This is a genomic window from Micromonospora sp. BQ11 (assembly GCF_052068135.1).
In the GTDB taxonomy this organism is placed as follows: Bacteria; Actinomycetota; Actinomycetes; order Mycobacteriales; family Micromonosporaceae; genus Micromonospora.
Map to the genome: position 1 here is coordinate 18,382 of NZ_JBQHDB010000011.1, position 26,722 is coordinate 45,103.

Here is a 26,722-nt window from a genome sequence, read left to right on the forward strand (position 1 = left end):
TAGGCTTTCTGCACATGAGCACGCCTCGCCCCGTCCTCGTGGTGGACTTCGGAGCCCAGTACGCCCAGCTCATCGCGCGCCGGGTGCGCGAGGCGAAGGTCTACTCGGAGATCGTCCCGCACACCATGCCGGTCGCCGACATGCTGGCGAAGAACCCGGCCGCGATCATCCTCTCCGGCGGCCCGTCGAGCGTGTACGCGCCCGGTGCCCCGCAGGTCGACGCCCGGATGTTCACCTCCGACGTCCCCGTCTTCGGCATCTGCTACGGCTTCCAGGCGATGGCGCAGGCCCTCGGCGGCACGGTCGCCCGGACCGGCAACCGTGAGTACGGCGGCACCCCGCTGCGCCCGCGCCTCCTCGACCCGGGCGTGCTGCTCCGCGATCTGCCGGCCGACCTGCCGGTCTGGATGAGCCACGGCGACTGCGTGACCGAGGCCCCGGAGGGCTTCACGGTGACCGCCGAGTCGGCGGGCGCCCCGGTCGCCGCGTTCGAGGACCTCACCGGCCGGCGCGCCGGCGTGCAGTTCCACCCCGAGGTCGGGCACACCGCCCACGGGCAGGAGATGCTCACCCGGTTCCTCTACGACATCGCGGGCATCGAGCCGACGTGGACGTCGGAGAACATCATCGACGAGCAGGTCGCCCGGATCCGGGAGCAGGTGGGCGACAAGGAGGTCATCTGCGGCCTGAGCGGCGGTGTCGACTCGGCGGTGGCCGCGGCGCTGGTGCACAGGGCCGTCGGCGACCAGCTGACCTGTGTGTTCGTCGACCACGGCCTGCTGCGGGCCGGCGAGGCCGAGCAGGTCGAGAAGGACTACGTCGCGGCCACCGGCATCACGCTCAAGGTGGTCGACGCGAGGGAGCGGTTCCTGGGCGCGCTGGCCGGTGTCACCGACCCGGAGCAGAAGCGCAAGATCATCGGCCGGGAGTTCATCCGGGTCTTCGAGGCCGCCGCCCGGGAGATCGCCGCGCACGGCGACGTCGAGTTCCTGGTCCAGGGCACCCTCTACCCGGACGTGGTGGAGTCCGGCGGCGGCACCGGCACCGCCAACATCAAGAGTCACCACAACGTGGGCGGCCTGCCGGAGGATCTGAAGTTCGCCTTGGTCGAGCCGCTGCGGACGCTCTTCAAGGACGAGGTCCGCGCGCTCGGCATCCAGCTCGGCCTGCCCGAGGCGATGGTCTGGCGCCACCCGTTCCCGGGCCCCGGCCTGGCCATCCGGATCATCGGCGCGGTCGACGAGGAGCGGCTCGCCGTACTGCGCCGGGCGGACCTGATCGCCCGGGAGGAGCTGACCGCCGCCGGCCTCGACCGGGGCGTGTGGCAGTTCCCGGTGGTGCTGCTGGCCGACGTGCGCAGCGTCGGCGTGCAGGGTGACGGGCGCAGCTACGGACATCCCGTGGTGCTGCGCCCGGTCTCCAGCGAGGATGCGATGACCGCCGACTGGTCCCGGCTGCCGTACGACGTCGTCGCCCGGATCTCCACCCGGATCACCAACGAGGTCGCCGAGGTCAACCGGGTCGTCCTGGACGTGACCAGCAAGCCGCCGGGCACCATCGAGTGGGAGTGAGCCCGGCTCACGCCGCCGGCGGCACGGTCGGCGGCGTGGTCGGGGTGGTCGGCGTCGCGACGGTCGGCGGCTCGGCCTGGCTGGTCGGCCACGTCGGGGCCACGACGGTCGGCGGCGTGGTCGGAGCGGGCGCGGGCTGCGGCGCGGTGCTCGTCGGGTGCGGCCAGGCGGGGGCGCCGGCCGGCTCCTCGGGCATCAGGAACCACATGATCGGGTACGCGAGCAGTGCGAGCCCGCCGGTGAGCAGGCCGCCGACGGCGAAGACCACCCGGACGAGGTTGGGGTCGACGGCGAAGTAGCGGCCGACTCCGCTGGCCACCCCGGCGACCATCCGGTCGTGGGTGGGGCGGCGGAGCTGCTTGTACGGGGCCTGGGGAGGGGTGGTGGTTGTCATGCCTCCACGGTCCGCGTACGCCCGCCGGCCGACCTCGGTGACCGCCCGGATCCCTACCCTGACGCGCCCCTGATCCGGGAGCATTGAGTCAGGAATCCGACTCTCTTCGATGAAGGTAACCCGGGACGGGGAGAATTTGGCTCCGTGACCACCTTGCTGGAGCCGCTCCGCAGGATCGCGGCATACGCAGTTTGTGCTGACTCAGTTGGCCGAGTGTTGCTGGTCCGCGCATCGGAGCGCTCCGGCACCCCCGGCACGTGGTCGCTGCCCGGCGGGGCGGTCGACCACGGCGAGGACCCCCACCACACCGTCGTTCGTGAGACGGCAGCCGAGACCGGGCTCTCGGTCTCCGTCGCCGGCCTGCACGACGTGCTGGCCGACATGCGGGCGCTGCCCGAGCGGGGCATCACCATCCACACCGACCGCCTGGTCTACCAGGTCTCGGTGCGGGGCGGGACGCTCAACGACCGCGTGGACCGGCCGACGGACCTGGCCCGTTGGTTCACCCTCGACGAGGCCCGCACGCTGCCGCTGCGCTCGTTCACCGCGCGCGCCCTCGGCCTGCCCGCCTCGTCGGCCGACATCGTTCCCGACGAGGCACCGGATTTCCCCTCCTTCTACGCCGTGCCGGGCCCGGACGGGCTGCACCGGGCGCAGCGTTTCGCCGCGTACGCCGTGGTGACCGACCCGGACGACCGGGTGCTCCTGACCCGGGTGTCCGACGGCTATCCGGGCGCGGGCTGCTGGCACCTGCCCGGTGGCGGCACGGACTACGGCGAGCAGCCGGGCGCGGCCCTGATCCGCGAGCTGGTCGAGGAGACCGGGCAGACCGGCCGCCTGGTCGAGCTGCTCGGGGTGGCCAGCCACCGGGACGCCGCCTCGCTCGGCCCCGAGGGCTACCCGATCGACTGGCACGGCGTCCGGGCCTTCTACCGGGTGGTCGTCGACCAGCCGGCCCCGCCCACCGTCGGCGACGTCGGCGGGTCCACCTGCGAGGCCCGCTGGTTCGCCAAGGAGGAGCTGGGCGCCCTCCCCGCCGACCGCCTCACCGAGGTGACGGCCGAAGCCGTCCAAGCCGCCCGCCTAACCTGACCCCACCCCACCCCACCCCACCCCACCTCCACCCCCACCCCACCAACCCACCAACCCTCCAGGTCCGTCGCCCACAGGGTCGATCATGAAGTTATTGTCGGGACACGCCGAGCCGGCGGGCGACAACTTCATGATCGACGGCCCGGGGGCGGGCGGACGACGGTGCGGGGGAGTGGTGGGTGGTGGAGGAGCGGCGGCGGGTCGGGGCGTACGGGATCCTCGGGGATTCGTCCGGGCGGGTGCTGCTCGTGCGGGGTTCGGCCCGGGCGGACTTCCCCGGGGTCTGGTCGCTGCCCGGCGGCGGGCTGCGGCACGCCGAGCACGCGGCGCACGCCGTCGTCCGTGAGGTCGCCGAGGAGACCGGGCTGACCGTGGCGGTGACCCGGCTGCGGTCCGTGATCGCCGACGTCGTCCCGTACGCCGACCTCGGGGTGGCGCTGCACACGGACCGACTGGTCTTCGACCTCACCGTCACCGGCGGGACGTTGCGCGACGAAGCGGACGGGACCACCGATCTCGCCCGCTGGCTGAGCCCGGCCGAGGTCGGTGAGCTGCCGCTGCTGCCGTTCACCGCCGAGGCGCTCGGCCTGCCGGTCATCCCGCTGCCGCCGGGAGCCCTGCGTCGTCGGGAACCGTTCGCCACCCCGCCGACGGACCGGCGGCTGCGCTTCGCCGCGTACGGGCTGGCGACCGACCCGGCCGGACGGGTGCTGTTGACGATGATCGCCGAGGGCTACCCGGGAGCCGGCCGCTGGCATCTGCCCGGTGGCGGTACCGACCACGGTGAGCAGCCGGTCTCCGCACTCCTGCGCGAGTTGGTCGAGGAGTCCGGCCAGCTCGGCCGGGTAATGGACCTGGTCGGCGTGGACAACCTGCACAACCCCGCCGCCCTGGGGCCCGAGGGTCGCCCGCTGGACTGGCACGGCGTACGGGTGGTGTACCGGGTCGCGGTCGACCTGCCCACCGAACCCCGGGTCACCGAGCTGGCCGGCGGCTCCACCGCCCGCGCCGGCTGGTTCACCCGGGAGCAGCTCGCCGGCCTGCGCCTGACGGAGATCGCCGCCAAGGTGGTCGACGGCAGACCGCTCGCTTACGGTCCGTAGGCGCAAAAGGCTCTCATACAGGGACATCCGGGCAGGTGGCACGTGCTCAGCGAGCCGGCATCGCAAGGGTCCGGTACATTTGGGGTGGGGTTGATGGAGGAAACGGGCGATGAAGCCCGGGATGGGAATAAGAGAGCGGTTCGCGCGGTTTAAGGCAGATATAAGTACCGCCGGCAGCTATCGCCAACCCCCGTACCCCTGTGCGATGGTGTACTCCGCAAAATGGCTGCCGGGTCAGAGCATGGTCCGGCACGAGACAGCCGGACGCCCGCCTGGAGTGGCGGTCAACCGATCCGGTGATGGAGGAAACGTGCCGAGAGCCCCCTGGCGCCGGCGTCGTACCACTGACAGTCCGCGCCCCGCAGGGCGTCGTTGGGCGGGGCCGCTGCGCCGCAGTGGCACGTTCGCCCGGCAGGTGCTCCTGGTCCGGGTGGGCCGCCGCGACGGCGACCTGCGCGGAGCCACCGACCTGGCGCTGCCCGAGCACCGCTACACCGACCGGCCGCGTCGCCGGTACGGCCTGAGCCGTTACGAGCGGGCGCAGGTCGAGGCGGTCGTCCCGGTCAGCCCCGCCCTCGCCCCCGTCACCCCCGTCGACGACGAGGCGGCGCGGTCGATCCCGCTGCTGCCCGGTGAGCGGACGATGGCCCGGCGGATGAAGTTCGCGCTGGTCAACGCCTGCACCCTGGCGAGCCTCATGCTCGGCATGTTGGCGATCTTCCTCGCCATGCAGGGCGAGGCCCGGATCGCGGCGCTGTGCCTCATAGCCTGCGTCGTCTTCGACGGCCTGGACGGTGCGCTCGCCCGCAAGCTCGGGGTGGCCAGCCCGTTCGGCGCGCAGATGGACTCGCTGGCCGACATGTGCTCGTTCGGTCTCGCCGCGCCGGTCGTGGTCTACGCCTCACTCGCCGGCTCCGTGCCCCCGGCCGCCGCGGCGGTCGCGTGCGCGCTCGTCGCGGCCTGCGCCGCCGTTCGGCTCGCGCGGTTCAACGTCTCGCCGAAGGACGGCCGCTTCTTCTGCGGCGTTCCGACGACCATGGCTGCCGCCGTGCTCGCGCTGACGGTCGCCATCGGCCTGCCGATCCCCGGTCTGGTCCTGGTCATCGGCGTGGCGCTGCTCGCCTTCGCGATGGTTTCCAGCTTCCCGTACGCCAAGCTCGCCCGGCTGGTCAAGCTCCCGCCGTGGGTCTGGCTGGCCCCGGTGGTCGGCGCCCTGGTCGACGTCCGCGTCACGTTCGCCCTGATCGTGGTCGGCTACCTGGTCAGCGGCCCGGTCCTCTGGCTGCGCCAGCGCCGCACCGCCTGACCCGTACGCAGAAAGGGGCGCCGCGACGACCGCGGCGCCCCTTCTCCGTCTGCGGACTCAGCGCCAGCGTGCGATGACGGTCGAGCCGCCGACCACCTTGTCGCCGGGGCCGACCAGCGGTTCCGCCGCCTCGGCGGGCAGGTAGACGTCGGTGCGGGAGCCGAACCGGATGAGTCCGAAGCGCTCGCCCTTCGCCAGCAGCGCGCCGATCGGCGCCCGCTGCACGATCCGCCGGGCGATCAGCCCGGTGCGCTGCGCCACGACCACCGTGCCGCGGGCGGTGTCCAGCACCGTGTACGCCGCCACGTTGTGCTCGGCGTCCGGCTTCATCGCGTTGACGAAGCCGCCGTCGGCCACGAAGTAGTCGACCACCTTGCCGGCGACCGGAGCGCGGTTGACGTGCACGTCGAGCACCGACAGGAAGACCGCGATCCGCAGCCACTCGCCGTCGCCGAAGCGCTCGTCGTGCAGCCGCTGCACCGACAGCACCTGGCCGTCCGCCGACGCGACCACGGCCGACGGGTCCTCCGGCACGTCCCGCTGCGGGTCGCGGAAGAAGGCGGCCACCGGGGCGGCGGCCAGCGCCGGAAGCAGCCACAGCTTCGAGTTCGGTCGGGTCAGTCGGGCCAGCGCGGCCAGCCCGAGCGTGATGCCGGCGGCGGCCACCCCGTTGGAGTCGATGTGCATACCGCGGGTCAGCGGGACGCTCGACGGGCGGTACGCCGGAGCGAGCCGGTCGGCCGCGGCGGCGTCGGCCGGGGTGAACCGGAGCCGGTGCACCCGCAGCGGCGGCGTGTTGCGCAGCACCAGGTCGCTGCCGACCCCGTAGAGCGCGCCCTGCCGATCCAGCTCGGCCGCCGCCCCCGCGGTACGCCCCGGCGTGGCCGTCGTCGCGACGCTCAGCACGGCGCCAGCGGCGAGGTACTTCGCCAGCTCCTCCACGGCCGCGCGGGCCTCCTCGGGCGTGCCGGTGAGGGGCTCGGCCGCGACCACCACCGCGGCGGGCTCCGCCTCGGCGACGGTGTCGACCACCCGGACCCGCTCGGCGACCCAGCGTCCCTGCGCGGTGACGTGCTCCCGGAGCAGCCTGGCGTCGGTCGAAGCGGCCGGCACGAGGGTGAGCGTGTCGCCGGGCAGCAGCGCGTCGATCGCCGCGGCGAGCACCGCGGACTCCGGGGTCGCGCCGACCAGCAGGGCGGCCTTCGGGTCGTTCATCCGGGCGAGCTCGGCGACGAGGGTGCGGGCGGCTCGCTCGCCGATGCGGACCGGACCGGGCTGGCCGGAGGTGCGCACGGCGGGGGACTGCGTCATGTCGGTCGGGCTCCTGACGAGGTGGGGACGAGATCGCGGCGGGACCGCCCCGACCGGCGTCGCTGCGCCGGAGGCGGCCCGGCGGCGCGGGCCGGGCCGGCGGAGGCGGGTCTCCACCGGCCAGCATAGGCGGCTCCGAGGGGGGTCGGCACCGCCGCAGGTCAGCCCGGGAAGCGGTCCCGGTCGTCGGTGCGGTCCGCGGACGGCGGTGCGGGCCGCTCGTCGGGCCGTTCGTCGCGATCCCTGGGCCACTCGTCGGCCCGTTCGTCGCGATCCGTGACCGCCTCGGTGGGCCACGCGTCCGCCCGATCGTCGTGGTCGGTGACGGCCTGCGGCGGCCACTCGTCGGTGCCCGGAGCCGGCGTGTCGCCGGACGGCGGCCCTCCGCCCCGTCGCGCCGACCGCACCGCCCCGGCCAACCCCAGCACACCGACCAGGAGCAGGGCGCCGGCCAGGAACCAGCCGACCGGCGGCAGGACGAGCCCCAGGATCTGGGCCACCAGCCACCAGACGGCGAAGCCGAGGAAGAGCAGGCCGAAGGCGAGGGACACGAGGTCGGTGCGGTGGGCCTTCATCGGGTCACCTCCAGATTGCCGGCATTGACATGGATCAACAGGCGCAGTGTGCCTCCACCGGCGCCGTCCGGGCCCAGGTCGGTGGTCTCCCGCAGCGGCCCGTCGACCCCGCCCGCGCGGTCGTCCAGGGTGCCGTAGCGCCGGCCGAAGACGGTCGCGTCCCCGGCGTTGACGTCGGCCTGCGTGGTCACGTCGACGTTCGGAGGAACCACCACGGTGGCCTCGCCGAAGTTGATCGAAACGGTGATCTCGGTGGTCTTCTTGTCGAAGTCGACGGCGCGCAGGTCCAGGATCGCGTCGCCGAAGCTGTTCTCGTACCGGGTGGCCAGCTCGGCGTGGCTGGCCGGTGCCCAGGTCACCGCGCCGTCCACGCCCCGGATCCGGTCGTACGACTCGGACACGGTGGCCACGGCCAGGGCCGCGCTGGTGACCAGGCCCAGTGCGATCAGCCAGCGCGCCCGGCCGAACCAGGTCCCGACCAGCAGGCCCAGCCCGATCGTGGCCAGGGTCGCCGCGAAGTACGCCGAAGCGCCCATGTCGAAGACGTCCAGGAGGTCGAGGACGGCCACCGTGCCCAGGGCGAGGAAGATCAGCGAGAAGGTGATCGCACCCAGCGGCGACCGTTCCCGGGGCCGCTTCGGCGGCTTGACCGGCGGCGGCGGCGGTGGCGGCGGCAGGATCGGCCGCCCGGCGTACGGGCCGTGCGGGGCGAACGGTGGCTGGTAACCGGGCCGGGCCGGGGGAGCGCCCACGGGGGGACCGGCGGGCGTGCCGGTGACCGGTGGCGCGGGCCAGCCGGACGTGGGGAACGCCGGCACCGGCCAGCTCAGGGTCGGTGCGCCGGCGGGCGGAGCAGCGGGCTGGACCGGCAGTTCCGCCGTCGGCTCGGTCGGCGTACCCGGGACCGTCGGCGGGGCGGGCGCGGGCGGGGCGGCGAGCGGGTCGGCGTACGCCCAGGGGGTGGTGGGTGCGGCGACCGGCGGCGGCGCGGCGGCCGGGCCGGGGTAGGTGACCGGGGGAACCGGACCCGGCGGCGCGGCGGCGGGCCCCGGAGGCACGACGCCGGCCGGCGGATCGGGCTGCCGGTCGCGGTTCTCACGGTTGAGCAGCAGCGAGCCGCCCACGAGGATCGTCGCGCCCAGCAGCAGCGCGCGGAAGGCGTCGGTGACGATGTACGCGAAGCTGACCGCGACCAGGATGCTCAGCACGATCACGGTGACCGGGGACATGCTGGACCGGCCCCGGCCGAGCATCGACTCGACCGGCGAGGCGCTGTCCCCCTCGCCCGGGATGATGAGCCAGGCGGTGACGTAGACCAGGATGCCGATGCCGCCGAAGAAGCCCAGCACCGCCAGGAGCACGCGCCACACCACCGGGTCGGTGTTGGTGGCCCGGCCGATCGCCGCGCAGACGCCCGCCAGGTAGCGGCCGTCCCGGGGACGCACCAGCCCGTACCGGGAGGTGAAGCCGGCGCCACCGGGCGGAGGCGGCGCGAAGGCGTTCGGCGCGGCGCCCTGCGGTGGCGGTGCCGCGCCGGGGGCGTCCGCGCCCGGGGAGCCGGCGGTGGCCGGTGCCGCGACCGGCGGGGCCGTACCGGCGGCCGGTGTCGCCGGTGGCGGTCCGCCCGGCGGTGCCGCTCCCGGTGCCGGGGGCTGGGCAGCTTCGTCGTTCATGCCCCGATCCTGCTCCCTGGCCGACCCCGCCGACCTCAGGAGGGGACCCTGACCCCACCCTGAGATACCGGAGGGCCGAATGTCGGGGGCGTCCCCGTGGTCGGGGGACCGGCCGGCGTGTGACGATCGAGCCGGCGCCGGCAGCGGACGGTTGCCCGCGCCGTACCCGCCGTCACCAGGGAGCCTCCGATCAGCGCCGTGACTCAGCCACCACGCCTCTACCGCGCCCCCGAGCACCGGATGGCCGCCGGGGTGGCCGCCGGAATCGCCGAGCACCTCGGCATCTCGGTCCTGCGCGTGCGGGTCGCCTTCATGGTGCTGCTCGGGTTGAGCGGCCTCGGTCTGCTGCTCTATGCCGCCTTCTGGGCGGTGGTGCCGCTGCGCCCCGGCGACACCACCGCGCCGCCCCGGCGCGACGTCGGCCAACTGCTTCCGTTCGTGGCGATCGGACTGGTCGTCCTCGTGGTCCAGATGGTCGTCTTCGACTCCATCGGCGCGACCGGCACCGCCGGCTGGCTGGTCGCGATCATCGCGGTCGGCGCCGGCGTGATCTGGCACCAGTCCGCGCCGGAACGCCGCCGGCAGTGGGGTGATTCCCTGCCGGTGCCCTGGCTGGGCGCGGTGGTGGAGGAGAGCGACCGGCGGGCCTTCGTGCTCCGGTTCATCGGCGGCGGGGTGCTGGTCGCGGTCGGCATCATCGGCGTCGCGGCGGTCTACTCGCCGGCGCAGAACTTCGACGCCGTGCTCAACGGCGTGATCTTCGCGCTGGTCGGGCTGGCCGGTGTCGGTGTGGTCGCCGCGCCGGTGCTGTGGCGGACGTACAACCAGCTCCGCTCGGAGCGCGAGGGGCGCATACGGGAGCAGGAACGGGCGGAGCTGGCCGCGATGGTGCACGACCAGGTGCTGCACACCCTCGCCCTGATCCAACGCAACGCCGCCGACGTCAAGACCGTCCAGCGGCTGGCCCGGGGCCAGGAGCGCTCCCTGCGCAACTGGCTCTACAAGCCCACCGCCTCGCCCAGTGAGCGGTTCGCGGCCGCGTTGGAGCAGGCCGCCGCGGAGGTCGAGGACACCTACGCGATCACCGTCGAGGCGGTCGTCGTGGGCGACCGGGAGACCGACGAACGGGTCGGCGCGCTGGTCGCCGCCGCCCGCGAGGCGCTGGTGAACGCCGCGCGGCACGCCGGGGTGCAGACCGTCTCGCTGTACGCGGAGGTCGAGCCCGATCAGGTCAGCGTCTTCGTCCGCGACCGGGGCAAGGGCTTCGACCCGGATACGGTGGAGGACCACCGGCACGGCGTTCGCGGTTCGATCATCGGACGGATGAAGCGGCACGGCGGCCGGGCGGAGATCCGGTCCGGGCCGGGGGAGGGGACCGAGGTCCGGTTGATCCTTCCGATCAGCAAGGACCAGGCCACGGCGGAGAGGGACAAATGATGGGCGAGCTGTCGATGGAGCCGACCGAGGGCGCGGGTGCGGGGCCGGAGCGGCTGCGGGTCTTCCTCGTCGACGACCACGCCATGTTCCGGGCCGGGGTACGCGCCGAACTCGGCGCCCATGTCGAGGTGGTCGGCGAGGCGAGCACGGTGGCCGAGGCGGTCACCAGGATCGCCGCGGTGCAGCCCGACGTGGTCCTGCTCGACGTGCACATGCCCGACGGCGGGGGCCGTGCCGTGCTGGACGCCATGCGGCGTACGCACCCGCAGGTCAAGTTCCTGGCGTTGAGCGTCTCGGACGCAGCCGAGGACGTGATCGGGCTGATCCGGGCCGGTGCCCGGGGGTACGTCACGAAGACCATCTCCCCGGACGAGCTGGCCGCGGCGATCCGGCGGGTGGCCGACGGCGACGCGGTGTTCAGCCCTCGGCTGGCCGGCTTCGTGCTGGACGCCTTCGCGGCCCGGCCGGACGCCCCGGTGGCCGACCCGGAGCTGGACCAGCTCACCAACCGCGAGCGGGAGGTGCTGCGCCTGCTCGCCCGTGGGTACGCCTACAAGGAGATCGCCAAGGAGCTGTACATCTCGATCAAGACGGTCGAGACGCACGTGTCCAATGTGCTCCGCAAGCTCCAGATGTCCAACCGGTACGAGCTGTCCCGGTGGGCGGCCGACCGACGCCTGGTGTGATCCGTCGATCGAGGCGACGCGATGACTGTCGGTGACGCCAGCGGCATGGCCAGGGGTCGGCCGCCGGCGTACCGGACCTCCCGCGCGACCCCCGGCTCCGGACCGGCCGCCAGCACGTTGCTGAACACCTCCGCTCGCGGGCGTCCGGGTGGGGCGGGTACGTCGCCGCCTGAGCGATGGCGAGGCGGTCGGGTCGTCGCTCCCGGCCGGGTGCCTCCACCGGCGTAGAGGTGCGCTGGTCAGGACCCGATTTGGGCGGAACCGGCGGATGGTCGCCGGCGAGGTCCCGCCGTGGGCCGGGCGCCCGGACGACGCGACGTCCGGGACGCCGGTGAGGGAGCCGATCCGTCGGAGCCCGACTGCCGCGGCGGCTGGCCGTCGTCCTCCGCCCGGTGCCGCACCGGCTCGACGCGGGACGTCGTCGCGACCATCGTTGTCACCGAGCGTGACCAATGGGTACGCCGTTCGCCGCCGCCTCCACTCGGCTGGCGAGGGCGCCCGCACAGCCGAAGTCGACATCGTCCGGACGGGCGAGAATGGTCGGTGCCCGGCGGACGTCGCCCAGGGGCGTGGGAACGTCACGCGCCCCGGTGCCGTTGGCGGTACGGGCGCACGCGAAGAACGTTCGCGCAGGTCCTACCACGCCTCGGCGTGGCGGCGGCGACGCACCTCACGTCGATGTCGGCACCGTCCCGGCCGGGTATCGGCTTGATAACACGCCTTCCCGCCAGGACGCATCGGGTGTCACAGTGGCAGGCACCTCACAACCCCCTCCGTGAGCTGAGCGCCCTGAGGAGGCACTCCCATGCGCGGGAAATTTCTGAAGGTGGCGGTCGCGGCGACCGCCATCACCATGTTGGCCACTGCTTGCAGCGGTGGCGGCGATGACAACACCGGCGACACCGGCGGCAAGGCCGGTGGCGAGCTCCGCATCTACAACGCGGAGCCGGCGTTCCTGCTGCCGTCCGCCGGTGACGACGAGCCGTCGCTGTACGTGATCCGTCAGCTCTACCGCGGTCTGGTCAAGTACAACGCGGAGAGCGGTGCCGCGGAGAACGACCTGGCCGAGTCGATCGAGTCGACCGACCAGAAGCTCTGGACGATCAAGATCAAGAGCGGCTACACCTTCGACAACGGTGAGCCGGTCAACGCCGACGCGTTCATCCGCTCGTGGAACTACGCCGCGTACGGCCCGAACGGCCAGAACAACGGCTACTTCATGAAGCGGATCGCGGGCATCAAGGACGTCTCGTCCAGCGACCCGGACGGCGACGGCCCGAAGAAGGCGCCGGAGCCGAAGGCCAAGGAGCTCTCCGGCCTGAAGAAGATCGACGAGCAGACCTTCACCGTCGAGCTGGAAGGCCCGTTCTCCGGCTTCCCGACCACGATCGGCTACCCGGGCTTCTTCCCGATGGCCAAGGCGTGCGTCGAGGCTGCCGACAAGTGCAACGAGACGCCGATCGGCAACGGCCCCTACAAGATCGAGGGCAGCTGGCAGCACAACCAGGCCATCAACCTGGTCCGCAGCGACACCTGGAAGGGTGAGCCGGGCAAGCCCGACAAGCTGAGCTACAAGATCTTCGCCGACGTGGACGCCGCGTACGCCGCCTTCCAGTCCGGCGAGCTGGACGTCATGTACACCCTGCCGCCGGCGCGTTACAAGGAGGCGAAGAGCCAGTACGGCGACCGCCTCTTCGAGCTGGCCGGTGACAGCCTCACCTACGTCGGCATGCCGATCTACCAGCCGGAGTTCCAGAAGAAGGAGATCCGCCAGGCGCTTTCGCTGGCGATCGACCGGCAGTCCATCGTCGACGCCGTCTTCGACGGCCGGTTCGCTCCGGCCACCGGCTACGTCGCGCCGTCCTTCCAGGGTTCTCGCGAGAACGTCTGCACCTACTGCAAGAAGGACGTCGAGAAGGCCAAGCAGCTCCTGGCGCAGGCCGGTGGCTGGCCCGCCGGCAAGAAGCTGACCCTGTGGGCCAACGCCGGTGCCGGTCACGACCAGTGGCTGCAGGCCGTGGGCGACCAGATCAAGGCCGCGCTGGGCATCGACTACGAGCTGAAGGTCAACCTGCAGTTCGCCGAGTACCTGGAGACCGCGGACAACCGGAAGTTCACCGGCCCGTTCCGTCTCGGCTGGGGCCCGGACTACCCGTTCCTGGAGACGTTCCTCGCCCCGCTCTACAGCACCGGCGCGGACAGCAACAACTCGACCTACTCCAACCCGCAGTTCGACGAGCTCCTGAAGCAGGGCGACGCGGCCAAGTCGATCGACGAGGCGATCCCCTTCTACCAGAAGGCTGAAGACCTCATCGTCGAGGACCTGCCGGTGATCCCGATGTGGTGGCGCAAGGAAGCGGCCGTCTACAGCGAGAACGTCGACAAGTTCGTGTGGAACAAGGTCTCGGACGCCGACTACGGTGCGACCTCGCTGAAGCAGAACTGAGCTTCGGCCATCTGATCCAGCCGTAACACGACGTGGCGGCAACGGTCTCCCCACCGGGGGATCGTTGCCGCCACGTCAGCGCCGAGAGGAGACCCCGTCATGGGGCGCTACGTCATTCGACGGTTGCTCCAGTTCATCCCGACCGTTCTGGGCACCATGTTGCTGCTGCACTACCTGACCTCGCTGGCGATCCAGTTCAGCGGTAACCCGGTCCGGGCTCTGTTCGGCGACCGTACGCCGCCGCCGGCACTGCTGCAGGCGATCACCGAGCGGCTCGGGTACGGGGACCCCTGCCTCGACCAGAGGGGCAACCCGTGCTTGGGGCTGTTCTTCAACCGGCTGGGCGACATCTTCCTCCGCTTCGACTTCGGCACGAACCTGCGCCTGCGGCCGGTGACGGAGCTTGTCGCCGATGCGATCCCGTTCACGCTGAAGCTGCTCGTAATCGCCATCGTCTTCCAGGCGGTGGTCGGCATCGCGGCGGGCGTGTGGGCGGGTCTGCGGAGCGGCAGCATCGCCGACAACGCCGTGAAGATCAGCACGGTGTTCGTCATCTCGGTGCCGATCTTCGTGCTTGGCCTGCTGGTTCGTGAGTTCGTCGGCGTCAAGTTCGGTAACGTCCTGCGCGACCAGGCGTGGGTTCCCGAATTGATCTCGACCGGCATCTTCAGCTCCGGTTTCAAGGCGGACTACCCGTTCGCCAGCCTGATCATTCCGGGCATGGTGCTCGGTGCGGTCTCGCTCGCCACCACGGCGCGGCTCACCCGGACCAGCATCATGGAGAACATCCGTGCCGACTACGTCCGTACGGCCCGAGCCAAGGGCCTGGCGAACAAGCGCGTGATCGGCGTGCACACGCTGCGCAACTCGTTGATCCCGGTCATCACCTTCCTGGGCGTGGACATCGGCTCCGCCATGGCCGGCGCGGTGGTCACCGAAACGATCTTCAACGTGCCGGGCATCGGCCGGTTGGTCACCCTCTCGGCTCGTACCGGTGAGTCGTCGGTGGTCATCGGCGTGGTCACCATGCTGGTGCTGGTCGTGCTGCTGGCGAACCTGCTGGTCGACATCCTGTACGCCGTGCTCGACCCGAGGATCCGCTATGAGTGACCGGACGGTGGCGAGTGACCGGCGGCGGGAGCAGGGTCTTCCGGCCGCCCGTGGTACGGCGAAGCGAAACGAGGTGTGGACATGAGCGACCTGACGAGTGCTGGCACCGCCATCGGCGGTGCCCCGGTCGGCGGTGACGGCCCCGTGCCGGACGCGCCGGCCACCGGGGGCAAGGAGCGCAGCGCCAGCCTGTGGGCGGACGCCCGGCGGCAGCTGGTCCGCGACCCGGTCTTCATGATCTCCCTCCTCTACATTCTCGCCATCGGCTCGATGGCTGCGTTTCCCCGGTTGTGGACCAGTCAGGACCCGCGGGCCTGCAGCACCGACCGCTCGCGGATCTCGCCGAGCGGCGACCACCTCTTCGGCTTCGACATCCTCGGCTGTGACTACTACTCGCACGCCATCTACGGCGCCCGACCGTCGATGATCATCGCGATCATGGCTACCGGGGCGATGGTCGTGGTCGGCGGCGGTCTCGGTCTGCTCGCCGGCTACTACGGCGGTTGGGTCGACACGATCATCTCCCGGGTGATGGACATCTTCCTGTCGCTGCCGTTCCTGCTCGGTGCGATCGTGTTCCTCACCGTGATCAAGCGGCAGAACCCGTTGACGATCGCCCTGGTGCTGTTCCTGCTGACCTGGCCGGTGATCGCGCGGATCATTCGAGGCAGCGTGATCTCCTCCAAGGACCTCGACTACGTCCAGGCGGCCCGGGCCGTGGGTGCGGGCAACGGTCGGCTGATGTTCCGGCACATCCTGCCCAACGCCCTCGCCCCGATGCTCGTGTACGCGACCATCGTGCTCGGCTCGTTCGTCGCCGCGGAGGCCACTTTGACCTTCCTCGGTGTCGGGCTCCAGCCGCCCGCCCAGTCGTGGGGCATCATGATCTCGGTCCACCAGGTGTACTTCCTGGAGGACCCGTGGTTGCTGCTCTTCCCCTGCGGGCTGTTGGTCGGCACGGTGCTGTCCTTCATCCTCATGGGTGACGCCCTGCGTGACGCCCTCGACCCGAAGTTCCGGTGAGCGCCATGAGCACTGATGTGAACGTCAAGATGGACGCCATCCCCGGCCTCGACCCGAACGCCCTGCCGCTGCAGGTGAAGGACCTCCACGTCGAGTTCCGCACCCGCAACGGCATCGCGCACGCGGTCAACGGTGTCAGCTTCGACCTGCAGCCGGGTGAGACCCGGGCGATCCTCGGCGAGTCCGGCTGCGGCAAGAGCGTCACCGCGCAGGCCATCATGGGCATCCTGGACACGCCCCCCGGGTTCGTCACCGGCGGCCAGATCCTCTACCGCGGTGTCGACCTGCTCAAGCTGCCCGAGGCACAGCGGCGCAAGGTGCGGGCCAACAAGATCGCGATGATCTTCCAGGACGCGCTGTCCGCGCTGAACCCGGTCTTCACCGTCGGGTTCCAGCTCGGTGAGTTGTTCCGCAAGCACCGGGGCATGTCCCGCCGGGATGCGAAGGCCCGCTCGATCGAGCTGCTCGACCTGGTCAAGATCCCTGCGGCGAGGCAGCGGGTGAACGAGTACCCGCACCAGTTCTCCGGCGGTATGCGCCAGCGCGTGATGATCGCGATGGCCCTCGCCCTCGATCCGGAGGTGCTGATCGCCGACGAGCCGACCACCGCGCTCGACGTGACCGTGCAGGCGCAGATCATGTCCCTGCTGGCCGAGCTCCAGCGCGAGCGGAACATGAGCCTGGTGCTGATCACGCACGACATGGGCGTGGTCGCGGACGTGGCCGACCGGATCTCGGTGATGTACGCCGGTCGGGTCATCGAGGAGGCGCCGGTCGAGGACATCTACGCCAGCCCCGCCCACCCGTACACGAAGGGCCTGCTGGAGTCGATTCCGCGACTGGACCTCAAGGGCCAGGAGCTGAGCGCCATCAAGGGGCTGCCGCCGGCGCTGACGAACATCCCCCGGGGATGCGCGTTCAACCCGCGGTGCCGTTACGCACAGGACGTCTGCCGGCAGGACCCGCCGCCGCCGCTGTACCAGGTGTCGCCGGTCCGGACCGCCGCCTGCCACTTCTGGAAGGAGGTCAAGGGCGATGAGTGAGTACGTGCTGGAGACCCGCGACCTGGTGAAGCACTTCCCCCTCACCAAGGGGATCCTCTTCAAGAAGCAGATCGGTGCGGTCCGCGCGGTCGACGGGGTCAACCTCCAGTTGCGCCGGGGAGAGACCCTCGGCATCGTCGGTGAGTCCGGCTGTGGCAAGTCGACCCTGGCCCGCATGCTGGTCGGGCTCGAGACGCCGACCTCGGGTGACCTTTTCGTGCAGGGCCGGAACATGGCCAAGGTCGGCGGCGCCGAGCGGCGTCGTGGCCGGCGGAACATCCAGCTGGTCATGCAGGACCCGTACACCTCGCTCAACCCCCGGATGACCGTCGGCGACATCGTCGGCGAGCCGTTCGAGGTGCACCCGGACGTGGTTCCGCGCGGCAATCGGCGGGCCCGGGTCCAGGAGCTGCTGGATCTGGTCGGCCTGAGCCCCGACCACATCAACCGGTACCCGCACCAGTTCTCCGGCGGCCAGCGCCAGCGCATCGGCATCGCCCGGGCGCTCGCGCTCAACCCGGAGATCATCCTCTGCGACGAGCCGGTCTCCGCCCTGGACGTGTCCATCCAGGCGCAGGTGATCAACCTGCTGGAGAAGCTCCAGAACGAGCTGGGTCTGTCGTACGTGTTCATCGCGCACGACCTCTCGGTGGTCCGGCACATCGCCGACCGGGTCGCGGTCATGTACCTCGGCAAGATCGTCGAGATCGGCACCGAGGACGAGATCTACGAGAACCCGACCCACCCGTACACCCAGGCACTGCTCTCCGCGGTGCCGGTTCCGGACCCGAAGCTCCGCGGGCTCCGGGATCAGATCGTCCTGACCGGTGACGTGCCGTCGCCGGCCAACCCGCCGTCGGGTTGCCGGTTCCGGACCCGCTGCTGGAAGGCTCAGGACATCTGTGCCGAGAAGGAGCCGCTCCTGGTGCCGCAGGCGAAGTCGCCGCACCCGAGCGCCTGCCACTTCGCCGAGGTACGCGACGTGGTGCACGCGGTCGACTGACCGCCCAGACGCCGTCGCCCGGCCACCGCAGACCGGGCCGGCGGTGAAGGTAGTGCCTCCTCAGTGATCCGGGGCGTCGACCGCACAACGGTCGGCGCCCCGGTCCTCGTTCGGGGCCGGGCGGTGCGACCGCAGCCGACTGGCCACCAGGTCAGAGGGGCCCGCGACCGGCCCGGAGCAGCAGCAGCGCCACCTGGATACCGTCCGCGCCGAGGGCGGAACGGAACCGCTCCAGGATCTCCTGCTCCCGGGAGAGCACCAGGCGGGTGCCGCCGGAGGCCATCCGGGTCGCCCCGACCTCCTGGGACAGCCGGGCGCGTTCCTGCCACAGGTCGATCAGCGCACCGTCGATCTCGTCGATCCGCTTACGGATCTCGGCGATCCGGGCCGCCGCCATCGGTTCGGTGGTGCCCGTACGGGTGTCGCCCGCGCTGCCGTCGGTCTTACCGGCCTCCGGTCGCGCCAGGCTGCCGCTCTGCTCCGCCACGTCTGTCATCATCGCCGTACCCCTCGGACGTCGGGCCCGGTGCCCGGATCCCGGGACGAAAAAGCCCCGGGCTCTCGGAGCCCGGGGCTTTTCGTAGGTCTTGTCGTTCAGGCGCGACCTACGGCTGCCGGACTCCCGGTGCCGTAGTAAAAGTAGAAGCGCTGACCGAACACGCCGTCGAGTATGCCGCGCCGGGCTCGGACCGCGCAAGGAAACACCCGAAGACCGCCGAGGCGGGCGTTAAGAGGGGGCCCTTCCTCTACCGGAGGCGTTAAGAAGGGGCCCTTCCTTACACCGCGGGCGTGCGTCGGCGGAAGTGTCCGGCGGGCGGCATAGACTCGCCGTGCGATGCATCCTCTCTTCGACATCCCCGCGTCCCCGCCCGCGCCCGAGCCTGCCCGGACCCCGCCCCGCCGGCCCGGGCCGTCCGCGCACCTCGACCCCCGTCAGCTGGTCGAGGGCCTCAACGGCCCCCAGCGGGACGCGGTCACCCACTCCGGCTCGCCGCTGCTGATCGTCGCCGGTGCCGGATCGGGCAAGACGCGGGTGCTCACCCACCGGATCGCCTACCTGCTCGCCGCGCGGGACGTGCACCCGGGGGAGATCATCGCGATCACCTTCACCAACAAGGCCGCCGGCGAGATGAAGGAGCGGGTGGCGCACCTGGTGGGTCCTCGCGCCCGGCTGATGTGGGTGTCGACGTTCCACTCCGCCTGCGTCCGCATCCTGCGGGCCGAGCACGAGCACGCCGGCCTGAAGTCGACCTTCTCGATCTACGACGCGGACGACTCCCGCCGGCTGATGCAGATGGTCGCCCGCGAGCTGGACCTCGACCCCAAGCGCTACCCGGCACGCGGGCTGGCCGCCCAGGTGTCGAACCTGAAGAACGAGCTGGTCGACCCGGAGGAGTTCGCCGGCCGGGCCAAGGGGCCCAACGAGCGGGCGCTGGCCGAGGCGTACACGCTCTACCAGCGGCGGCTTCGCGAGGCGCACGCGCTGGACTTCGACGACCTGATCATGACGACGGTGCACCTGCTCCAGTCGCACCCGCACGTCGCCGAGAGCTATCGCCGGCGGTTCCGGCACGTGCTGGTCGACGAGTACCAGGACACCAACCACGCCCAGTACGTGCTGATCAAGGAACTGGTCTCCGGCACCGAGGGGATCGAGCCGGCGGAGCTGTGCGTGGTCGGTGACGCCGACCAGTCGATCTACGCGTTCCGGGGCGCGACCATCCGCAACATCCTGGAGTTCGAACGGGACTTCGGCGACGCCCGGACGATCCTGCTCGAGCAGAACTACCGCTCCACCCAGACCATCCTCAACGCCGCCAACGCCGTGATCGACCGCAACACCTCGCGGAAGCCGAAGCGGCTGTGGAGCGAGGCGGGGGCCGGCGATCCGATCGTCGGCTACGTGGCCGACACCGAGCACGCCGAGGCCGACTGGGTGGGCCGCGAGATCGACCGCCTGGTCGACGCGGGGGAGACCCGCCCGGGGGACGTGGCGGTCTTCTACCGCACCAACGCGCAGTCCCGGGTCTTCGAAGAGGTGTTCATCCGGGCCGGCCTGCCCTACAAGGTGGTCGGCGGCGTGCGCTTCTACGAGCGCAAGGAGGTCCGCGACGCGCTGGCCTACCTGCGGGCGGTGGTCAACGACGACGACACGGTGAGCCTGCGGCGCATCCTGAACACCCCGCGCCGGGGCATCGGCGACCGCGCCGAGGCGTGCGTGGAGGCGCTCTCCAGCCGGGACCGGATCTCCTTCGGCGCGGCCCTGCGCCGGGCGAAGGACGCGCCGGGCATCTCCACCCGGGCCGCCAACGGCATCGGGGAGTTCGTCGCCCTGCTCGACGGCGCCCGGGAGCTGGCCGAGACCGGCACCCCCGAGGAGGTGCTGGAGGCACTGCTCACCCGCTCGGGCTACCTGACCGAGCTGGAGGAGAGCCTCGACCCGCAGGACGCCGGCCGGGTCGACAACCTCCAGGAGCTCGTCAGCGTCGCGCGGGAGTACACGGAGCGCATCGAGGCGCTGGGCGAGGAGGGGGAGCGGGCCACCGTGGCCGGTTTCCTGGAGCAGGTCGCGCTCGTCGCCGACGCCGACCAGATCCCCTCCGACGACCCCGACCACCAGGGCGTGGTCACCCTGATGACCCTGCACACGGCCAAGGGCCTGGAGTTCCCCGTGGTCTTCCTGACCGGCCTGGAGGACGGGGTCTTCCCGCACCTGCGCTCGCTCGGCGACACCCGCGAGCTGGAGGAGGAGCGGCGGCTGGCGTACGTCGGCATCACCCGTGCCCGGCAGCGCCTCTACCTCTCCCGGGCGGTCACCCGATCGGCGTGGGGGCAGCCGGCCTACAACCCGCCGTCGCGGTTCCTGGAGGAGCTGCCGACCGAGCTGGTGCACTGGGAGCGCACCGAGGGCTCGTACACCTCGTGGGCCGGCGGGGGCGGCGGGGTGGGCGGCCGTGCGGACCGCGCACCCGGCGGGCGTGGCGGCTTCACCGGGGGTACGCCGAGGGCGGCGCAGCTCGCCAAGCGGCTCGGCGTCGACGCCAGCCGCCTGACCACGGCCAGCGAGCTGCCCCAGGGGCCGAAGGTGGCGGCCGGGGACCGGGTCAACCACCAGCGGTACGGCCTGGGCCGGGTGCTCGCCGTCGAGGGGCACGGCCCGGGGGCGCGAGCCCAGATCGACTTCGGCGACCAGACGATGTGGTTGGTGCTGCGCCACGCCCCGATCGACAAGATCTGACGGGCCGGGTGCCGCGGAGGCGCCGACGCCCGACGTGCCGGCGGCCCGGGGCCGGCGAACGCCGGACCCGGGCCCTCGTCGTCGAAGGGCTCAGCAGCCCACGTCGACGCCCCGGGAGCGCAGGAACGGCCCCGGGTCGATCTGGTTCCACATCTGCCCCTGGTGCACCTCGAAGTGCAGGTGCGGGCCGGTGGAGTCGCCGGTGGAGCCCTCCAGGCCGATGGTCTCGCCGGCGCTGACCTTCTCGCCCACGCCGACCGACGCGGTGCTCAGGTGCGCGTACTGCGTGAGGTAGCCGTTGCCGTGGTCCACGACGACCGAGATGCCGTAGCCGTCGCCGACGTCGCCCGCCTTGGTGACGGTGCCACCGAAGGCGGCGCGGACCGGCGTGCCGGCGGGCATCGCGAAGTCGATGCCGGCGTGCAGCGTGCCCCAGCGAGGGCCGTAGCAGGAGGTGATCTCCGCGCCCTTCATGGGGATGACCTAGGTGGGCTTCGGCTTGGCGGTCTTCTTGGGCCGCGGCTTGGCGGTGGTCGCCCTGGGGCTGGGCTTGGCGGACGGGCTGGCCGTCGACGGGCGGGGCGTCGGGCTGGCCGGGCTGGCCGAGGGGGTGGTCGGAGCGCTGGACTCGCGGGCGGAGCGGTCGGCGCGGTCGGCGGCCTCGGCGCGGGCCTGGGCGTCGATGGCGGCGGCCGGGACGGCGGGCTCGTCGGCTCCGGTGGTCGCGGCGACCGCGACACCGCCCAGGCCGAGACCGCTCAGCGCCACGGCGGCGACGATCAGGTGACGGGTACGCCGGCCGGGTCGCGGCCGGTGCCGTCCGGGGCTGTCGGGGGTGTTCTCGTTCGGGATGAAGTTGTCTTCCTGCACGGCGGACCTTCACTGATCGAGGGGCACTTGACCTCGAAATAGTGGTGTCGGCCGGTCGGGCGAGGGGTACCGGGACCGGTGAGCCGGCCGTGACGCGGGTGGCTGGCTGCCGCTTGTGTCCGGGAAGCGCCGTCTTCGTCCCGGTAAGCGGTCATGCGTCGCCGTGCCTCCGGTCACACTTCGTCCTGTGGCCTGGATTACTTCCGGCGCCGACGCGCGACAAAAAACCGCCCGGATCGGTCGATCCGGGCGGTCAATGGTCGATACGCAGCGTCAGGACGCGGCTACCTCGCTGTAGATTGCCTCGGTCTGGAGCTTGATGTCCACTCCGCGGTCCTGGAGCCACGGCACCGGGTCGAGAGGTTCGCCCTTGACATGGATCTCCACGTGCAGGTGCGACCCGTACGAGTGGCCGGTGCTGCCCACCAGGCCCAGCTGGTCGCCGGCCTTGACCTGCTGGCCCTCACGGACGCTGACCGCCGACGAGTGGCCGTAGATCGCCTCGCTGCCGTCGGTGTGCTGCACGATCACGGTGTAGCCGTAGCCGCCGAACCAGCCGGCCTTGGTGACCATGCCGTCGTGGATGGCGACGTAGGGCGTGCCCTCGGGCGCGACCAGGTCGACGCCGGTGTGCAGCTTGCCCCACCGCATGCCGTAGGGGGAGTTGAAGTCGTAGCCCTGGAGAGGAAGCAGCCAGACCTCGTCCTCGGCGGCCGCGTCCCCGCCCCGCTCGCTGTCCCGCGAGGCGCGGTTGGCGGACTCGGTGCGGTCGGCGGCTCCCTGGTCCAGGGTGGAAGCGGCCCTGAGGTCGTCGAGGACCGACGGGTTGACGCTCTTGGCGTCCGGCATGGCGCCCGCGCCGAGCGCGACGACACCGGCGCCGACGAAGGCGGTGGTGACGACGGCGGCGTAGCGGCTCCGGGGCGGGGTGGGTACGCGGCGACGACCGCGATATCTATCGGGCTCAGACGACAGGCGCTGGCGCACGCACACCCTCCGTTGTCGGGGTTCCGAAGCGGCCCGCCGTCGTCCGTGAAGCTCTGGTGAACCTCGGCTGGCCGCGTCGTCACCCGTCCGTGGACCTGATGACAACCGTGGACACGTTAGCCAACCACCACGGCCGTCACAAGCCGAAGCGCCGAATCAGTGCTGCAATCTGTCCCTTTGTGTCCATGATTGTCATGGCTCGTGGCCCGGAAAAGATGTCCCCGTCCTCGCCCGTTCGTCGCTCACCGTGACCGAACGGCGGAGTCGTCCCGCTTGACGGTCCCGGCGTCGGACCTCCGGTGTGTGCCCTTCCGGGCGGGAGCCCGACGAGGGTCCGACGAGGTCCGGAACGGCGCCGGCCGACGACCACCGAGGGACACCGGGGCCGCCCGGATTTCCCGGGCCGGCCCGGTCGGGTTACCGTTCGTTCAGGTGAAGCCGCGAAGCCGGTGAAAGGGATGCGCAGATGAGCTCTCGTGTTCGGGTCGTCGTCGCCAAGCCGGGCCTGGACGGCCACGACCGCGGCGCCAAGGTCGTCGCGCGTGCCCTCCGGGACGCCGGTATGGAGGTCATCTACACCGGCCTGCACCAGACCCCGGAGCAGATCGTGGAGACCGCGATCCAGGAGGACGCCGACGCCGTCGGTCTCTCCGTGCTCTCCGGGGCGCACATGACGCTGTTCCGGCGGGTGCTGGAACTGCTCGGCGAGCGGGACGCCCGCGACATCGTCGTGTTCGGCGGCGGCATCATCCCGAACGCCGACATCCCCGAGCTGGAGAAGCTGGGAGTCGCCAAGATCTTCACCCCGGGCGCGACCACCGGGTCGATCGTGGAGTGGGTGCGCCAGAACGTGGCCCAGCCGGTCGCCTGACGCCGGGCGGGGCCCCGCAGGTGCCGGTGCCACCGGCGTACGGGCAGGGGGAGGGGCCGGACGCACCCCTCACACGTCCGGCCCCTCTATGCACGATGCCCCGCCGCCACCCCTCGACCGACAGGGCATCGGCCGTCTCCCGCCGTCGCGCTGAATCAGCGCTCCGACACCTGACTCAACGACGCCCTCGGGGAGGGGTTACGCACCCGGCGCAATGTCGCCCGGAAGGCTGACCGCGGGGCGACGTCCGCGCGAACGGGTGCACCGACGGGACTGTTGTGCATTACCGCACACCGCGCACCCGCTCGGTTGCTAGCGGTGCCCACCTCGCTAGGCTGCGCCCAATGGCCTGTTTCAACTGATGACAGGCGTCAAACTGTTTTCCATAACGCTGGTGGCGGCGCGACGGCGCGCCGCGGAGACGGGACGGGACGCGCAATCGTGGACCTGTACGAGTACCAGGGGCGGGACCTGTTCGAGCGGCACGGCTTGCCCGTGCTCGCCGGCGGCGTAGCCACGACCCCGGAGGAGGCCCGCGCGATCGCCGAACGCCTCGGCGGTCGGGTGGTCGTCAAGGCGCAGGTGAAGGTCGGTGGCCGCGGTAAGGCCGGCGGCGTGAAGCTCGCCGAGGGCGCGGAGGAGACGGTGGCCCGCGCCACCGACATCCTCGGCATGGACATCAAGGGTCACACCGTCCACAAGGTCATGATCACGGTGACCGCGGACGTGGCCGAGGAGTACTACTTCTCCTACCTGCTCGACCGGGCGAACCGCACCTTCCTCTGCATCGCCAGCGTCGCCGGCGGCATGGACATCGAACAGGTCGCGGTCGACACCCCGGACAAGGTCGTCAAGGCCCCGATCGACGCCAACACCGGCGTCGACGAGGCGAAGGCGCGCGAGATCGTGGCCGCCGCCGGCTTCCCCGCCGAGGTCGCCGACCAGGTCGTCGAGGTCGCCGTGGGCCTGTGGAAGGCCTTCGTCGCCGAGGACGCCACGCTGGTCGAGGTGAACCCGCTGGCGACGACCGGCGAGGGGCGGCTGCTGCTGCTCGACGCCAAGATCACTCTGGACGAGAACGCCGCGTTCCGGCACCCGGACCACGAGGCGCTGGTCGACCAGGCCGCGGTGGACCCGCTGGAGCAGGCCGCCAAGGAGAAGGACCTCAACTACGTCAAGCTCGACGGCGAGGTCGGCATCATCGGCAACGGCGCGGGTCTGGTCATGTCCACCCTGGACGTGGTCGCGTACGCGGGCGAGCGGCACGGCGGCGTCAAGCCGGCCAACTTCCTCGACATCGGCGGTGGCGCGAGCGCCGCGGTGATGGCCAACGGCCTGGAGATCGTGCTCTCCGACCCGTCGGTCCGCAGCGTCTTCGTCAACGTCTTCGGCGGCATCACCGCCTGCGACGCCGTCGCCAACGGCATCGTGCAGGCTCTCGCGCTGCTGGAGCAGCGCGGCGAGAAGGTCACCAAGCCGCTGGTGGTCCGCCTCGACGGCAACAACGCCGAGGCCGGTCGGGCGATCCTCGACGGCGCGAACAACCCGCTGATCCAGCGGGTCGACACCATGGACGGCGCGGCCGAGCGGGCCGCCGAGCTGGCAGCTGCGGGGGTCTGATCATGGCTATCTGGCTGACCAAGGACTCGAAGGTCATCGTGCAGGGGATGACCGGTTCCGAGGGTTCCAAGCACACCCGGCGGATGCTCGCCGCCGGCACCACCGTCGTCGGCGGCGTCAACCCGCGCAAGGCCGGCACCACGGTCGACTTCGACGGCACCGAGCTGCCGGTCTTCGCCTCCGTCGCGGACGCGATGAAGGAGACCGGTGCCGACGTCACGGTCATCTTCGTGCCGCCGCAGTTCACCAAGGGCGCGGTCGTCGAGGCCATCGACGCGGGCATCCCGCTGGCCGTCGTGATCACCGAGGGCGTGCCGGTGCACGACACCGCCGCGTTCTGGGCGTACAACGTCGCGCAGGGCGAGCGGACCCGGATCATCGGGCCGAACTGCCCGGGCATCGCCTCGCCGGGCGCCTCGAACGCCGGCATCATCCCCGCCGACATCACCGGCAGCGGCCGGATCGGCCTGGTCAGCAAGAGCGGCACGCTGACCTACCAGATGATGTACGAGCTGCGCGACATCGGCTTCTCCACCTGCGTCGGCATCGGTGGTGACCCGATCATCGGCACCACCCACATCGACGCGCTCGCCGCGTTCGAGGCCGACCCGGAGACCGACGCCATCGTCATGATCGGTGAGATCGGTGGCGACGCCGAGGAGCGGGCCGCCGAGTTCATCAAGGCGAACGTCACCAAGCCGGTGGTCGGCTACATCGCCGGCTTCACCGCCCCGCCCGGCAAGACCATGGGTCACGCCGGCGCGATCATCTCCGGCTCGGCCGGCACCGCGGAGGCCAAGCAGGCCGCCCTGGAGGCCGTCGGCGTCAAGGTCGGCAAGACGCCGACCGAGACCGCCAAGCTGATGCGGGAGATCATGTCCGCGGGCTGAGCCCGCACGACGTACGACGAGAGGGTCGACCGGGTCCGGTCGGCCCTCTCAGTCGTTGTTGTAATACGGGTGGTTGCCGCCGGCCCAGAGGATCCCGCTGCCGATGATGTTGAGCACGCCGAAGGCGATGCCCAGGTAACCGAGGATCGGCGACTTGCCGTAGCGCTTCGCGTCGCGGACCGACAGGTAGCCGAAGACGATGCCCAGGATGCCGCAGCAGAGCAGACCGGTGACGATGCCCAGGACGCCCCAGAGGGTCGTGCGGTCGCGGCCGGCAGCCGGTGGCGGCGGGGGCGGCGGGGGCGGCGGGTACGGAGCGTTCACGACTTCCCTCCGAACGTCAGGTGCCGTGCGGTCGTCCCCCCGGGCCGAGGCTAGACCGGATTCCCGGGTACCCGGGAGTGGATCAGGCAACTCGTAGCCGGTCGGAGGCGGTATCGGACTGCCGTCACCGGTGCGGCATGCCAGAGTAG

At 71.6% G+C, this 26,722-nt stretch carries 21 protein-coding genes and 2 pseudogenes; 15 read left to right on the forward strand and 8 right to left on the reverse strand.

Annotation, left to right across the window (positions count from 1 at the left end; genetic code table 11):
* Positions 1 to 14 precede the first annotated feature (14 nt).
* Entirely contained in the window at positions 15 to 1,571 is a 1,557-nt protein-coding gene (guaA, locus tag ACTMSW_RS22125; protein WP_441182588.1) for a glutamine-hydrolyzing GMP synthase, read from the forward strand.
* Positions 1,572 to 1,578: 7 nt separating this feature from the next.
* On the opposite strand, the gene ACTMSW_RS22130 is transcribed toward guaA, so the two are convergent.
* The gene (locus ACTMSW_RS22130; RefSeq protein ID WP_441182589.1) at positions 1,579 to 1,965 is read right to left on the reverse strand and encodes a PspC domain-containing protein; all 387 of its coding nucleotides are present in this window, start codon (positions 1,963 to 1,965) and stop codon (positions 1,579 to 1,581) included.
* A gap of 144 nt (positions 1,966 to 2,109) precedes the next feature.
* Here ACTMSW_RS22130 and ACTMSW_RS22135 point away from each other — a divergent pair, with 144 nt between their 5' ends.
* The 3 genes from ACTMSW_RS22135 to ACTMSW_RS22145 all read left to right on the forward strand — a co-directional run bounded on the left by ACTMSW_RS22135 (position 2,110) and on the right by ACTMSW_RS22145 (position 5,466).
* Positions 2,110 to 3,057: an NUDIX hydrolase gene (locus tag ACTMSW_RS22135; protein ID WP_441182590.1), complete on the forward strand. Its 948-nt coding sequence runs from the start codon at positions 2,110 to 2,112 to the stop codon at positions 3,055 to 3,057.
* Positions 3,058 to 3,239: 182 nt separating this feature from the next.
* A complete protein-coding gene (locus ACTMSW_RS22140; RefSeq protein ID WP_441182768.1) occupies positions 3,240 to 4,160 on the forward strand; it encodes an NUDIX hydrolase in 921 nt (306 codons plus the stop codon).
* Between the two features lie 385 nt (positions 4,161 to 4,545).
* Positions 4,546 to 5,466: a CDP-alcohol phosphatidyltransferase family protein gene (locus tag ACTMSW_RS22145; RefSeq protein ID WP_441182769.1), complete on the forward strand. Its 921-nt coding sequence runs from the start codon at positions 4,546 to 4,548 to the stop codon at positions 5,464 to 5,466.
* 57 nt (positions 5,467 to 5,523) lie between these two features.
* Here ACTMSW_RS22145 and ACTMSW_RS22150 read toward each other — a convergent pair whose 3' ends face one another.
* From ACTMSW_RS22150 to ACTMSW_RS22160, 3 genes and pseudogenes are all read right to left on the reverse strand, one after another.
* Complete coding sequence (locus tag ACTMSW_RS22150; RefSeq protein WP_441182591.1) at positions 5,524 to 6,777, reverse strand: phosphatidylserine decarboxylase; 1,254 nt, start codon at positions 6,775 to 6,777, stop codon at positions 5,524 to 5,526.
* Between the two features lie 341 nt (positions 6,778 to 7,118).
* Positions 7,119 to 7,352 (reverse strand): annotated as a pseudogene (locus tag ACTMSW_RS22155) (hypothetical protein); the annotation flags it as partial.
* Positions 7,349 to 9,025 carry a PspC domain-containing protein gene (locus ACTMSW_RS22160; protein WP_441182592.1) on the reverse strand — a complete coding sequence of 559 codons (1,677 nt, stop codon included), beginning with the start codon at positions 9,023 to 9,025 and terminating at the stop codon, positions 7,349 to 7,351. The pseudogene ACTMSW_RS22155 and the gene ACTMSW_RS22160, both read right to left, overlap by 4 nt.
* A 198-nt stretch (positions 9,026 to 9,223) precedes the next feature.
* Between ACTMSW_RS22160 and ACTMSW_RS22165 the strand changes: the two genes are divergently transcribed.
* The 7 genes from ACTMSW_RS22165 to ACTMSW_RS22195 all read left to right on the forward strand — a co-directional run bounded on the left by ACTMSW_RS22165 (position 9,224) and on the right by ACTMSW_RS22195 (position 17,773).
* Positions 9,224 to 10,462, forward strand: a complete 1,239-nt coding sequence (locus ACTMSW_RS22165) for a PspC domain-containing protein (protein ID WP_441182593.1) — start codon at positions 9,224 to 9,226, stop codon at positions 10,460 to 10,462.
* Positions 10,462 to 11,148: a response regulator gene (locus tag ACTMSW_RS22170; RefSeq protein WP_441182594.1), complete on the forward strand. Its 687-nt coding sequence runs from the start codon at positions 10,462 to 10,464 to the stop codon at positions 11,146 to 11,148. The genes ACTMSW_RS22165 and ACTMSW_RS22170 overlap by 1 nt, the downstream gene beginning before the upstream one ends.
* Positions 11,149 to 11,953: 805 nt before the next feature.
* Positions 11,954 to 13,594: a peptide ABC transporter substrate-binding protein gene (locus ACTMSW_RS22175; protein WP_441182595.1), complete on the forward strand. Its 1,641-nt coding sequence runs from the start codon at positions 11,954 to 11,956 to the stop codon at positions 13,592 to 13,594.
* Positions 13,595 to 13,693: 99 nt separating this feature from the next.
* The gene (locus ACTMSW_RS22180; RefSeq protein ID WP_441182596.1) at positions 13,694 to 14,704 is read left to right on the forward strand and encodes an ABC transporter permease; all 1,011 of its coding nucleotides are present in this window, start codon (positions 13,694 to 13,696) and stop codon (positions 14,702 to 14,704) included.
* A gap of 81 nt (positions 14,705 to 14,785) precedes the next feature.
* Positions 14,786 to 15,727, forward strand: a complete 942-nt coding sequence (locus tag ACTMSW_RS22185; protein ID WP_441182597.1) for an ABC transporter permease — start codon at positions 14,786 to 14,788, stop codon at positions 15,725 to 15,727.
* 5 nt (positions 15,728 to 15,732) lie between these two features.
* On the forward strand, positions 15,733 to 16,770 hold the full coding sequence (locus ACTMSW_RS22190) for an ABC transporter ATP-binding protein (protein ID WP_441182598.1): 1,038 nt from the start codon (positions 15,733 to 15,735) through the stop codon (positions 16,768 to 16,770).
* Positions 16,763 to 17,773, forward strand: coding sequence for an ABC transporter ATP-binding protein (locus ACTMSW_RS22195; RefSeq protein ID WP_441182599.1), 1,011 nt, complete (start codon positions 16,763 to 16,765; stop codon positions 17,771 to 17,773). The genes ACTMSW_RS22190 and ACTMSW_RS22195 overlap by 8 nt, the downstream gene beginning before the upstream one ends.
* Positions 17,774 to 17,924: 151 nt before the next feature.
* Here ACTMSW_RS22195 and ACTMSW_RS22200 read toward each other — a convergent pair whose 3' ends face one another.
* Positions 17,925 to 18,272, reverse strand: coding sequence for a chorismate mutase (locus ACTMSW_RS22200; RefSeq protein WP_441182600.1), 348 nt, complete (start codon positions 18,270 to 18,272; stop codon positions 17,925 to 17,927).
* 336 nt (positions 18,273 to 18,608) lie between these two features.
* On the opposite strand from ACTMSW_RS22200, the gene pcrA reads away from it, so the two are divergent.
* Complete coding sequence (gene pcrA / locus ACTMSW_RS22205) at positions 18,609 to 21,011, forward strand: DNA helicase PcrA (RefSeq protein WP_441182601.1); 2,403 nt, start codon at positions 18,609 to 18,611, stop codon at positions 21,009 to 21,011.
* Between the two features lie 90 nt (positions 21,012 to 21,101).
* Here pcrA and ACTMSW_RS22210 read toward each other — a convergent pair.
* A pseudogene (locus ACTMSW_RS22210) lies at positions 21,102 to 21,881 on the reverse strand (M23 family metallopeptidase).
* 273 nt (positions 21,882 to 22,154) lie between these two features.
* Positions 22,155 to 22,868, reverse strand: a complete 714-nt coding sequence (locus ACTMSW_RS22215) for a M23 family metallopeptidase (RefSeq protein WP_441182602.1) — start codon at positions 22,866 to 22,868, stop codon at positions 22,155 to 22,157.
* A 466-nt stretch (positions 22,869 to 23,334) separates the two neighbouring features.
* On the opposite strand from ACTMSW_RS22215, the gene ACTMSW_RS22220 reads away from it, so the two are divergent.
* The 3 genes from ACTMSW_RS22220 to sucD all read left to right on the forward strand — a co-directional run bounded on the left by ACTMSW_RS22220 (position 23,335) and on the right by sucD (position 26,249).
* The gene (locus tag ACTMSW_RS22220) at positions 23,335 to 23,739 is read left to right on the forward strand and encodes a cobalamin B12-binding domain-containing protein (RefSeq protein ID WP_441182603.1); all 405 of its coding nucleotides are present in this window, start codon (positions 23,335 to 23,337) and stop codon (positions 23,737 to 23,739) included.
* A gap of 441 nt (positions 23,740 to 24,180) precedes the next feature.
* Positions 24,181 to 25,359, forward strand: coding sequence for an ADP-forming succinate--CoA ligase subunit beta (sucC, locus tag ACTMSW_RS22225; RefSeq protein ID WP_441182604.1), 1,179 nt, complete (start codon positions 24,181 to 24,183; stop codon positions 25,357 to 25,359).
* A 2-nt stretch (positions 25,360 to 25,361) separates the two neighbouring features.
* The gene (gene sucD / locus ACTMSW_RS22230; protein WP_441182605.1) at positions 25,362 to 26,249 is read left to right on the forward strand and encodes a succinate--CoA ligase subunit alpha; all 888 of its coding nucleotides are present in this window, start codon (positions 25,362 to 25,364) and stop codon (positions 26,247 to 26,249) included.
* Positions 26,250 to 26,297: 48 nt separating this feature from the next.
* Here sucD and ACTMSW_RS22235 read toward each other — a convergent pair whose 3' ends face one another.
* Positions 26,298 to 26,573 carry a DUF4190 domain-containing protein gene (locus tag ACTMSW_RS22235; RefSeq protein WP_441182606.1) on the reverse strand — a complete coding sequence of 92 codons (276 nt, stop codon included), beginning with the start codon at positions 26,571 to 26,573 and terminating at the stop codon, positions 26,298 to 26,300.
* Between the last annotated feature and the right edge of the window lie 149 nt (positions 26,574 to 26,722).

Coding starts and splice junctions, on each gene's coding strand:
- guaA (WP_441182588.1), top strand. CDS start 15: ATGAGCACGCCTCGCCCCGTCCTCGTGGTGGACTTCGGAGCCCAGTAC.
- ACTMSW_RS22130 (WP_441182589.1), bottom strand. CDS start 1,965: ATGACAACCACCACCCCTCCCCAGGCCCCGTACAAGCAGCTCCGCCGC.
- ACTMSW_RS22150 (WP_441182591.1), bottom strand. CDS start 6,777: ATGACGCAGTCCCCCGCCGTGCGCACCTCCGGCCAGCCCGGTCCGGTC.
- ACTMSW_RS22160 (WP_441182592.1), bottom strand. CDS start 9,025: ATGAACGACGAAGCTGCCCAGCCCCCGGCACCGGGAGCGGCACCGCCG.
- ACTMSW_RS22170 (WP_441182594.1), top strand. CDS start 10,462: ATGGGCGAGCTGTCGATGGAGCCGACCGAGGGCGCGGGTGCGGGGCCG.
- ACTMSW_RS22175 (WP_441182595.1), top strand. CDS start 11,954: ATGCGCGGGAAATTTCTGAAGGTGGCGGTCGCGGCGACCGCCATCACC.
- ACTMSW_RS22180 (WP_441182596.1), top strand. CDS start 13,694: ATGGGGCGCTACGTCATTCGACGGTTGCTCCAGTTCATCCCGACCGTT.
- ACTMSW_RS22185 (WP_441182597.1), top strand. CDS start 14,786: ATGAGCGACCTGACGAGTGCTGGCACCGCCATCGGCGGTGCCCCGGTC.
- ACTMSW_RS22190 (WP_441182598.1), top strand. CDS start 15,733: ATGAGCACTGATGTGAACGTCAAGATGGACGCCATCCCCGGCCTCGAC.
- ACTMSW_RS22195 (WP_441182599.1), top strand. CDS start 16,763: ATGAGTGAGTACGTGCTGGAGACCCGCGACCTGGTGAAGCACTTCCCC.
- ACTMSW_RS22200 (WP_441182600.1), bottom strand. CDS start 18,272: ATGATGACAGACGTGGCGGAGCAGAGCGGCAGCCTGGCGCGACCGGAG.
- pcrA (WP_441182601.1), top strand. CDS start 18,609: ATGCATCCTCTCTTCGACATCCCCGCGTCCCCGCCCGCGCCCGAGCCT.
- ACTMSW_RS22220 (WP_441182603.1), top strand. CDS start 23,335: ATGAGCTCTCGTGTTCGGGTCGTCGTCGCCAAGCCGGGCCTGGACGGC.
- sucD (WP_441182605.1), top strand. CDS start 25,362: ATGGCTATCTGGCTGACCAAGGACTCGAAGGTCATCGTGCAGGGGATG.